Genomic DNA, 9,389 nt, shown 5'->3' with positions numbered 1-9,389 from the left:
CGGCATTGATCCCGTTCAGCACCACGGTGGCACCGGCGTCGGCCAACGCCCGCGCCAGCGCATTACCAATCCCCCGGCTCGAACCCGTCACCAAACCAACCCGCCCCGACAGGTCAAAAAGTCCACTCATGCTGAAACTGTCCCTTTCATTGCGCTGTCCGCTGCTGCGTCGCTGAGTTGTGAAATGACCTGCCGTACTACCGCAAGGTCCTGGTCGCCGAGGCCCTGGCGTTTGAGTTCGGCGTAAAGTTCGACGCCGGCAGTCGCCATGGGCACAGCAGCACCGGCGGCCCGGGCTGACTCGAGCACAAAAGAGAGGTCCTTGTGCATGAATTTGGCCGGGCCGCTGGGCGTGTAGTCCTTGCGGACAAGCCGCGGGCCGACAACGTCGAGGACCCTGCTGGCCGCGAGACCGCCGGACAGCACCTCGAAGAGCGATTCAACGTCCATGCCCGAGCGTTCGGCCAGTTCCGCGGCTTCGGCGAGCGCCGCCGTCGTTGTTCCCACAATCAACTGGTTGCACGCTTTGGCGACCGATCCTGCCCCCAACGCTCCCATGTGCCGCACTGTGGTTCCCATGGCACCGAAGAACGGCTCCAGCCTGCGGAAGTCAGCATCCGCGCCGCCGGCCATGATGGCAAGCGTGCCGTCCGCGGCCCCGGCTGTTCCGCCACTGACAGGGGCATCCAGCACGGCCGCATTCCCCTGGCTGGCCCGCTGCACCTCTAGGCCGAAGTTCTGCACACCGGAGGGCGAGACGCTGCTCATGACCACAACGTTGGTGCCGGCCCGTGGTGGCGAATCGCGCCAGCTCTCCAGTAGTCCGGCAGCGGCCTCTTCGATGAAGGACAGGTCCGGCAGCATAAAGACGATCACCGGCAGGTCGCGCATGTCGGCGACGTCGTGCGCCGGCCGTCCGCCTAACTGCTCCAGCGCCGCAACGGCGCCGGCCGACCGGTTCCATAGCGTCAGGTCCCATCCGCTTCGCAGGAGATTGGCTGCCATGGGTTTGCCCATGAGCCCCAGGCCCACAAAGCCCGCGCTTCTGTCTTCCACGTCCGCTACTTCCTCACATCTTCGTGGTTAATGAAAAGAAATCTGTCCAATATCCTATCCTCCATTCAGTATGATGAACACTATGACGTCTGAAACCATCGTCGCCATCGCCGTCCCGCTCGAAGCTGAGCTCGTGGACCGCCTCCGCGCCGTAGACCCCTCCGTTACCGTCCTCTACCATCCCGACCTGCTGCCGCCGGAGCGCTTTCCGGCGGACCACTCCGGTGATCCCGCTTTCAGCCGCACGGCTGAGCAGGAGGAGCGATACTGGTCCATGCTCAACCAGGCCCAGGTGCTGTACGGGCTCCCCAATGAGAGTCCGGCGGGCCTCGCGAGGATCGCCCGCGAGAATCCGCACCTCCAGTGGGTCCACTGCATGGCGGCCGGAGCCGGCGGAGCGGTGAAGGCCTCCGGGCTGGACCAGGCGACCCTGCGGAAGTTCAAGGTGACCACGTCCGCCGGCGTGCACGCCCTGCCGCTGGCGGAATTTGCTGCGATGGGAATCCTCAACGGTTTCAAGCGCAGCGCCGAACTCGCGCAGGACCAGGCCGCCAAAGTATGGCCTGAGCTGCGCACCCCCACCCGGCTGGTCAGCGGATCAACCCTGGTGGTTGCCGGATTGGGAGAGATCGGACTGGAAACAGCCCGGATCGCCCGGGCACTGGGCATGAAGGTCAGCGGCACCAAGCGCACAGTGGAGCCGATCGAGGGAATCGAACAGGTTTCGGACAATGACGGACTTGCGGGATTGCTGGCCACTGCGGACGCCGTGGTTAATACCCTCCCGGGGACCCCTTATACAGAAGGGCTCTTCTGCCGTGAGGTCTTTTCGGCCATGAAGCCCGGGACGGTCTTCGTAAACGTCGGCCGTGGCACGGTGGTGGACGAGGAAGCCCTGCTGGAAGCACTGGACAACGGCCAAGTGTCGTACGCCTGCCTGGACGTCTTCGCCGTCGAACCGCTGCCCCAGGAGAGCCCACTCTGGCACCACCCCAGGGTTATGGTCTCGCCCCACACATCGGCACTCAGCGCCGCGGAAAACCGCCTGATCGCGGAGCGTTTCGCCAGCAACCTGCGCACGTTCCTCGACGGCGGCGACCTGCCCCACCTTGTGGACACCGTCCACTTCTACTGATCCGCCACTGCCGGTCCGCACTGCTGGTCCGCCCAAGAGGCCGGCACGTCAGAGCCCCTGCCCCGGATCCTGGAAACAGGAATCCCGGCAGGGGCTCTTTGTGTCTGCGGAACCGGCGGCACCGCAGGACGATCGCGGCTGGTGACCTGGGCAGCAAACTCCTTTCACGCTCTTAACGCCGAAAGGTGGCCTCCCCGTTGCCGGGGAGGCCACCTTCCATGGAACACGTGAGCTAGCTGGCATCCTCAACGAGGACCAGGTCACGGCCGTTGGTTTCCGGCGTGAAGAACGTTGTCCCGAAGGAGATCAGCGCCAGGACCAGGGAGTAGATCGCGGGGACCAGCCAGGAGTGGCCCGTGGCAGCCAGGAGGGCCACGCCGATCATGGGTGCGAAGCCGCCGGCGAGGACAGCGGAGAGTTCGCGGCTCAGTGCCACACCGGTGAAGCGGTGCTGGGATCCGAAGAGTTCCGGCAGGAGGGCGCACTGGGGCCCGAGCATGGACTGTACACCCAGGGAGATGCCCACCACCATGACCACCCAGACCAGCGTGACATTGCCAAGGGTGACCAGGTAGAAGGCCGGCAGGGCGATGATGGCCTGGAACAGGGCGCCGTAGCGGTAGACAGGGACGCGACCGAAGCGGTCGGACAGAGCGCCGAACGTGACCACCATAACCGCGGCGAACCCGGCGGCGATGAGGAGGCCCGTGGGGCCGATGAACTTGTCGCCAGCGAAGATTCCGGCGGGCATGCTGATGAAGGAGACCAGGAGTGCGGAGTAGATGGAAGAGTTTCCGTTTTCGCCCATACGCAGGCCAATGCCGATCAGGACGTTCTTCTTGGAGTGCTTCCAGATCTGGCCCACCGGGTTCTTGACCACGGCCTTGTGCTTTTCGAGTTCCTGGAAGACCGGAGTCTCCTTCAGACGCAGCCGGATGAACACAGCGATGACGATCAGGATGACGCTGGCCAGGAACGGAACCCGCCACAGCCACCCCTGCAGGACAGCCTTGTCGGCCAGGGCCATCAGGGCGAACGTACCGGCACCCAGGAGGGTACCGAGCTGGATGCCAACGAAAGGGAGGGAGGCGAAGAAACCGCGACGGCGGCGCGGTGCCACTTCCGAGATCAGGGTGGTGGCTCCGGCCTGTTCGGCACCGGCGCCCAACCCTTGGAGGATCCGGAGGGCCACCAGGAGCACTGCTCCCACCATCCCGGCCTGCTCGAACGTGGGCAGCAGGCCGATGGCGAAGCTGGCCATGCCCATCAGCCCGATGGTGAGGATCAGGACCATTTTGCGGCCGAAACGGTCCCCGATGTAGCCGAAGATAACGCCGCCGAACGGCCGGGCAGCGAACCCAACGCCGTAGGTCGCGAAGGAGGCGATGACCGCGCCGCTCTCGCCCAGCGGGGAGAAGAACAGAGGGCCGAAAATCAGGGCCGAGGCCAGGCCGTAGATGTAAAAGTCGTAGTACTCCAGGGCGGAACCCACGGAACTGGCAAGAGTTGCCCTTCGCAGCTGCTCCGGATCGACGACGGCGCCGTCCGCTTCAGCTAGCGGTGATTTAGTACGAGTTGTCACTGGAACTCCCTCAAAAACACGCCAGGCCCCCGTTGGCCTGGTGGGTAAGCGACAGCACCTGTTGTGCAGATCACTATATTGAACAGAGTACAGCAAGTTGAACAAGCGGCAAGAGTCTGCCGTGAAATTGTTCGATTGCTTCGGTCAGGGCCCCTGGATTGGCGTCTCAGCCCATGGGGTTGCCGAGGGAATGGGCGAGCTCCCGAAGCTCTTTGACCATCTGGTCACCCTGTTCCGCGGAGTACGTGGCCTTCAGGGCCGTGACGGAGAGCCCCAGGCTGGGGCCGTGCGCACCGTGGGTCGGCACGGCCACAGCAAGGCAGACCACTCCGGTGGTTGATTCCTCATCTTCGAAGGCGTAGCCCTGATCACGGATCGTCTCCAGCTGCGCCTTTAGCTGCGCTCCCGTACGCAGGGACTTTGGCGTCATGACCGGAAGCTCGAGATCGTCCGGGAACATGACTTCAATGTCGTGATCGTGAAGCCGGGCGATCAGCACCTTGCCCACGGCACACAGGGAAACCGGCATTTTGTCGCCGATGTTGGAGGTGAGCCTTACCGCTGGATGGCCCTCGTAACGTGCGAGATAGATGACATTGGTCCCGTCCAGCATGGCAATGCGGACCGTCTCGCCGGAAAGTGTGGGCGCCTGCTCGCAATACCGGTAGAACTCCTGCACTTCGTCCAGCCTGCTGAGATAGGCGGCACCAAGTTCCACCAACTTCCGGCCAAGCGTGAACTCCGCACCCTGGCGGCCGATAAGCCGCGCTTCTTCGAGGGCAAGGAGCAGGTTGGAAGTCGATGACTTAGGGATGCCCAGCTCACGGGCAAGATCGCTCAGGGTCAACTTTCCTGCAGGGGACGCCGCAAGAGCCTCCAAGACAGCCGCCGCTCGGGTGACAGCCGGCGCCGGCGAAGCGCTTCCGAGGCCCTCGGAGGATCGGGGTGTGCGGGAATCGGCCATGATTCTCCTTCGGTTGGCGCGCCAATGCGTTGTCATCGTCCAGCTGTTCATTCCACTGAACACCAACCATCATAATGGCTGGGAGCCCACGCTGGAGGGGCCTTTATGACACGCCTTCGAAAAACTTTGCGTAGTACCTGCGTGACATTTTTTGTTTCCGGGAGTTCACGGTATATTCATCTCAGACCCTCCACCGCGGCATCCCCCAATAGTCGCGGTGGAGGGTTTTCCAATGCCCGGTCGGCTTTTCCATCAGGCCGCGTCCGCAACGGACTCCCGGAGCCTCCAACTGCCGCCAAGCCCATCCCGGACCGGCGTCATGGTAGTCAATGCCGAGTGGGGATTGTTCCCCAACCGCACCAGGACCTGCAGCACCTCCACATCCACGCGGCTGATTCCGCGTGGCATTCGTCGCTGGCCTTCCCACCAGCTGACACGTTCGAACCATCGGACAGGTGCTGCGCTGACGGCCCACTGCCTGCCCCCGCAGATCACCGTTGCGGGGTTTCCGCTTGCAGTTGTCTTGGGCACCACATGTTCCATACCCGCACGCTATAGCGGAGGTCCGACAATCAACGGACAGTCTTCCGCGATGTTGGCCGCACACCGCCACTTCGGGTTCCAGACATGGTTCTGGGCTATATTGAAGCCTGGGCAGACCGGCTGGAGCCGGCCCCGGACAGGCGGGCTTTGACTCCGTTGCAAGCACAAACCAGGAGACAAAGCATTGCGGGTATTCGCCAGCCGGGCAGCCATGGCCGTCGTGGCACTGACAATCACAACATTCGTGGCCTTCCTGCGGCTGCCCGCCGCTGCGTCGGCAACAGTCTGGGCTGAAGATGGCCCCATCTTCATCGGCCAAGCCTTCTCCGGAGGCGGTCCGGCGGCCCTCTTTGCCCCATACGAGGGATACCTGCATGTTCTCCCAAGAACCATTGCGGAACTGGTGGTCCATTTTGTGGCACTGAAGGACTTCGCGGTTGCGTTGGCGTTCGCATCGTCCCTCGTCGTGGGGCTGGTTGCTTTCCTGACCTACTACTGCGCCGGGGCCCTCACGGATAAGGTCTGGTTGCGGGCTGCCTGGGCGGCCATACCGGTCATGGTCAGCGTCGCTCCTTACGAGATCCTAGGCAACACCGCCAACTTGCATTGGTATCTGCTATGGCTCATGCCGTGGCTGCTGTTCAAGCCAGCGGAGAACAAAGCATCGGGCTTCCTGCTCTTTGCGGTGGCAGGCCTCTCGGCAATCACCGAGGTGATTTCGGTCGTCTTCCTGCCGCTGGTTCTTTTCCGAGTCAGGAACAAAGCCTATTGGCCCGCCCGGGCAGGGCTCATCGCAGGCGCCGCCTGCCAAATCTTCACCGTGTTCGCCTACCCTCGCAGTGAGCAAAAGGGCGAGTTCATTGACATGGGATCTGTGCTCATCGGATGGTTCGTCAACATTACCGGCGTGGTCGTTTACGGCGCCTCCCGGAACATGGGCCTGAACATCCTCAATTTCGGCTGGGCCCCGGTGGTGGTGGCCAGCGTTCCCATAGTCGCGCTTGCGGCCTATCTGCTGACCACGGCTTCCCAACAGAACCGCCTGGTGGCGCTGGTTTTCCTGGCCGCATCTTTGGGCATCTGGACGGCATGCCTTGTCGCCAACCCGGGTGGCGAATTCCACTACTCGCAACTGACAGACACTGAATGGGCGCAGTTCACACTGTCCCGTTACTCGGCGGTCCCCTCGATGTTTATCCTGGCGCTGGTCCCCCTGCTCGCCGAATCCGTGGTAAGAAAGTCGGTGCCAGCGGCCGCAGCGGTCGGAGCAGTGTTGGCTGTCTTGCTCGCTGTTTCGTACTTCCCCACCCAGGTAGCGCGTGAAGCGGGCCCGTCCTGGTCCGACGGCGTACAGGCGGCGAAGGAGGCCTGCGAAGGCGCAGCCGACAGTGAAACACGGCCCGTCCACGTCGCTCCGGAGGGCTGGGCAGTCGAAGGCGTCCCCATCATGTGCGCAAGGCTTAGGTGACAGCCCGGGAGTGAGATTCCCGGACACAACAAAACCCCGTTGTTCGCGGCCGAGGAGGCCGGAGCAACGGGGTTTTTGTTTGGTGGGTCCTACCGGGATCGAACCGATGACATCCACGGTGTAAACGTGGCGCTCTACCAGCTGAGCTAAAGACCCAAAAGGATGATTTCCGCGCCGCAGCGCTTCAACCAACGAACATAGACTCTACCTGACTCGCCACGTCAAAAGCCAATCGGCCCCCCATAAGGGGGCGCAATGCCCTCACAGTGACGGCAATTCCACAGCCAGCCAGGCCAGGGATTCACTGACCCCTGCATGCAGTTTGATGGTGGCGCGGTCGTCCCCGCGGGTGGCTCCCCGATTGATGATGACGACGGGTTTTCCGTCGTTTGCTGCGTGCCTGACGAATCTCAATCCGCTCATCACCGTCAGGGAAGATCCCGCCACCAATAACGCATCCGCTTCGTCCACGATCGAGTACGACCGTGTTACACGGTCTTTTGGAACGTTTTCGCCAAAATACACAAAGTCAGGCTTAAGGGTGCCGCCGCACGCAGGGCAGACTGCCACAACAAAGCTTCCAATCAGCGTCTGGTCCTCAACGGTCGAGTCGGCGTCCGGGGCCATCTCCACCAGACCGGAGGCGCTGGCTTTTTCCAAGAAACCTGGGTTGAGTTCCTCCAGCATTCCGGCGAGCAGGCGCCGCGAAAAGATGCGGCGGCACTCCAGGCAGACGACTTGGTCGAAACGGCCGTGAAGGTCCACCACGTTGAAGCTGCCAGCTTCCTCATGCAGGCGGTCCACGTTCTGGGTGATGAGGCCGGTGAGAAGGCCGCGGCGCTCAAGCTCTGCTGCCGCCCGGTGGCCTGCGTTGGGATCGGCATGCCGAAGGTGCGACCACCCGATGTGGTTACGGGCCCAGTAGCGTTGGCGGTTAGCCGGGTCCCCCACAAATTCCTGGTACGTCATGGGTGACCGCGGCGCTGAATCCGGACCGCGGTAGTCAGGAATCCCCGAATCAGTGCTCAGCCCGGCACCGGTGAGGAGCGCAATGCGCTTGCCGGCAAGCAGGGCGCGGACCCTGCGGAGGACTTCGAGATCAGCGTCAGCCAGAACGGCGGGGCGTGCAGTGGGCAGGCTAGCGAAACCGGTGAGCCCTACGCCGTGCCTGCGCTGATCCATCCGGGCTCAGGCCTGGTCCAGACCTGCCAGGGCATCACGGTATGCAGAAAGGTCGCGGGCCTGGCCGCGGGGATTCACCACCACGTAGCGGACGATGCCGGCCCGATCAATGATGAAGGTCCCGCGCCGCGCCATCCCACTCTCGGCGTCAAAAACGCCGTAATCGCTGGCCACAGAACCGTGGGGCCAGAAATCCGCAAGCAAGTCGAAGCTGTAGCCTTCCTGCTCCGCATACGCCCGCAGGCTAAATTTGCTGTCCACTGAGACGGCCAGGACAGCGGCTTTGGCGTCTTCGAAAACAGCGAGGTTGTCGCGGATTTCGCAGAGTTCACCGGTGCAGATACCGGAAAATGCGAAAGGATAAAAGACCAGGACAACGTTCTGGCCGCGGAAGGATGAGAGCCGGACAGGCTCACCAAACTGATTGGTGAGCTCGAAGTCCGGGGCGGCCTCACCGACGGCGGGTACCGTAGTTTCCACGCTCGCCGGGAGGGTCAGGCCGTCAACGGCAAGTCCTGGGCTCACTTATTCTTCCTGCTCACCAACCGGGTTGCACTCCAGTCCTTGGATACACCGGCGGAGGTGGTCAGGTGCAGCCCGGCGGTGGGTGCGGCTTCCTGGATTTCGGCAGGAGAGACGTAACCCGGCCGCCCGGACTTGGGAGTCAACACCCAGACAACGCCGTTCTCGCTCAGGGTGGTCAGCGAATCCATGAGTGTATCGACCAGGTCACCGTCGCCGTCCCGCCACCAGAAGATGACAGCGTCAACGACATCGTGGTCGTCCTCGTCCAGGAGCTCGGACCCGGTCAGGTCCTCTATATCGTCACGTAAGTCGAAATCGACGTCGTCGTCGTAACCGAACTCCTGAATCAGATCCCCGTTTTTGAAACCCAATTTTTCCGCCACATTTACCGAAGTGGCGGCGTCGGCCTCGCTCACGTGTTCCTCCAATGCCTTATACATGCAGTGCGCATAGTGATTTCCATTACTCCAAGCCAACACCCTTTGTGCCTGCGCTTCAAGCTGCCCGTACCGCGATCCGCCATATTCTGCGTCACATCCGGCACGGCCAACCCGCATCGCAGCGGCTTTTCGTCACACAACCAGTATGACCGCGAAATACAAGACCGGTGCCGAAGGCGCGGCTACGCATCGTGTTGAAGTCAGAGCTAGAGTGATCGGTGACAACTATGCCTGCGGGGCGACCGCCCTGGAACTCTATGCAGACATAGGCGTGGTAGGACCCTGCCCGGCGCACATGACCGGGCTGTTGTAACCGATACGTCGCACACGTCGCCCTCACGCCGGACAGCCACCCTGCCCGGCCTGGGAGCGCCGATGAATGCGCGCAAAGAGAGGTTGGACGTGGCTGCAGGAGAAGATACCTCCCATATCCTCAGCGGGTTGACTAACCAGCTGCCTGATCGTGATCCGGAAGAGACCGCCGAGTGGGTTGA

The 9,389-nt window shown here is 62.7% G+C and carries 10 protein-coding genes and 1 tRNA gene; 2 read left to right on the top strand and 9 right to left on the bottom strand.

All coding sequences use genetic code 11. The features are described from left to right. Both ACFC25_RS22490 and ACFC25_RS22485 read right to left on the bottom strand, forming a co-directional pair. Positions 1-130: SDR family NAD(P)-dependent oxidoreductase (locus ACFC25_RS22490; RefSeq protein ID WP_376049282.1), on the bottom strand; the 130-nt coding region annotated here is incomplete at its 3' end. Beyond that, positions 127-1,056: an NAD(P)-dependent oxidoreductase gene (locus ACFC25_RS22485; RefSeq protein ID WP_376049279.1), complete on the bottom strand. Its 930-nt coding sequence runs from the start codon at positions 1,054-1,056 to the stop codon at positions 127-129. The genes ACFC25_RS22485 and ACFC25_RS22490, both read right to left, overlap by 4 nt. Before the next feature lie 70 nt (positions 1,057-1,126). Between ACFC25_RS22485 and ACFC25_RS22480 the strand changes: the two genes are divergently transcribed. Further along, complete coding sequence (locus tag ACFC25_RS22480; RefSeq protein WP_376049276.1) at positions 1,127-2,191, top strand: D-2-hydroxyacid dehydrogenase; 1,065 nt, start codon at positions 1,127-1,129, stop codon at positions 2,189-2,191. 232 nt (positions 2,192-2,423) lie between these two features. On the opposite strand, the gene ACFC25_RS22475 is transcribed toward ACFC25_RS22480, so the two are convergent. The 3 genes from ACFC25_RS22475 to ACFC25_RS22465 all read right to left on the bottom strand — a co-directional run bounded on the left by ACFC25_RS22475 (position 2,424) and on the right by ACFC25_RS22465 (position 5,280). Further along, positions 2,424-3,773, bottom strand: coding sequence for an MFS transporter (locus ACFC25_RS22475; RefSeq protein ID WP_337352768.1), 1,350 nt, complete (start codon positions 3,771-3,773; stop codon positions 2,424-2,426). A 166-nt stretch (positions 3,774-3,939) separates the two neighbouring features. Continuing rightward, positions 3,940-4,737: an IclR family transcriptional regulator gene (locus ACFC25_RS22470; protein WP_376049272.1), complete on the bottom strand. Its 798-nt coding sequence runs from the start codon at positions 4,735-4,737 to the stop codon at positions 3,940-3,942. Positions 4,738-4,989: 252 nt separating this feature from the next. Next, the gene (locus ACFC25_RS22465; RefSeq protein ID WP_376049269.1) at positions 4,990-5,280 is read right to left on the bottom strand and encodes a hypothetical protein; all 291 of its coding nucleotides are present in this window, start codon (positions 5,278-5,280) and stop codon (positions 4,990-4,992) included. A gap of 184 nt (positions 5,281-5,464) precedes the next feature. Here ACFC25_RS22465 and ACFC25_RS22460 point away from each other — a divergent pair, with 184 nt between their 5' ends. After that, positions 5,465-6,748 carry a hypothetical protein gene (locus ACFC25_RS22460; protein WP_376049267.1) on the top strand — a complete coding sequence of 428 codons (1,284 nt, stop codon included), beginning with the start codon at positions 5,465-5,467 and terminating at the stop codon, positions 6,746-6,748. Between the two features lie 80 nt (positions 6,749-6,828). Here the strand turns inward: ACFC25_RS22460 and ACFC25_RS22455 are convergent. From ACFC25_RS22455 to ACFC25_RS22440, 4 genes are all read right to left on the bottom strand, one after another. Beyond that, positions 6,829-6,904 (bottom strand) — tRNA-Val (locus ACFC25_RS22455). 105 nt (positions 6,905-7,009) lie between these two features. Further along, positions 7,010-7,930, bottom strand: coding sequence for an NAD-dependent protein deacetylase (locus ACFC25_RS22450; RefSeq protein ID WP_376049264.1), 921 nt, complete (start codon positions 7,928-7,930; stop codon positions 7,010-7,012). Positions 7,931-7,936: 6 nt separating this feature from the next. Next, positions 7,937-8,455: a peroxiredoxin gene (locus ACFC25_RS22445; protein ID WP_376049261.1), complete on the bottom strand. Its 519-nt coding sequence runs from the start codon at positions 8,453-8,455 to the stop codon at positions 7,937-7,939. Next, positions 8,452-8,871 (bottom strand): DUF3052 domain-containing protein, encoded by a 420-nt coding sequence (locus ACFC25_RS22440; RefSeq protein ID WP_337349229.1) that lies wholly within the window; start codon positions 8,869-8,871, stop codon positions 8,452-8,454. The genes ACFC25_RS22445 and ACFC25_RS22440 overlap by 4 nt, the downstream gene beginning before the upstream one ends. Positions 8,872-9,389 lie beyond the last annotated feature (518 nt).

This window comes from Pseudarthrobacter sp. NPDC055928, assembly GCF_042270935.1.
Classification (GTDB): Bacteria; Actinomycetota; Actinomycetes; order Actinomycetales; family Micrococcaceae; genus Arthrobacter.
Note: the sequence above shows the minus strand (reverse complement) of the source record. Positions and strands in the feature narration are given on the sequence as shown.

Bases quoted from the DNA above. Each gene is read 5' to 3' on its own strand.
- ACFC25_RS22480 (WP_376049276.1), top strand. From the start codon at position 1,127: ATGATGAACACTATGACGTCTGAAACCATCGTCGCCATCGCCGTCCCG.
- ACFC25_RS22470 (WP_376049272.1), bottom strand. From the start codon at position 4,737: ATGGCCGATTCCCGCACACCCCGATCCTCCGAGGGCCTCGGAAGCGCT.
- ACFC25_RS22465 (WP_376049269.1), bottom strand. From the start codon at position 5,280: ATGGAACATGTGGTGCCCAAGACAACTGCAAGCGGAAACCCCGCAACG.
- ACFC25_RS22450 (WP_376049264.1), bottom strand. From the start codon at position 7,930: ATGGATCAGCGCAGGCACGGCGTAGGGCTCACCGGTTTCGCTAGCCTG.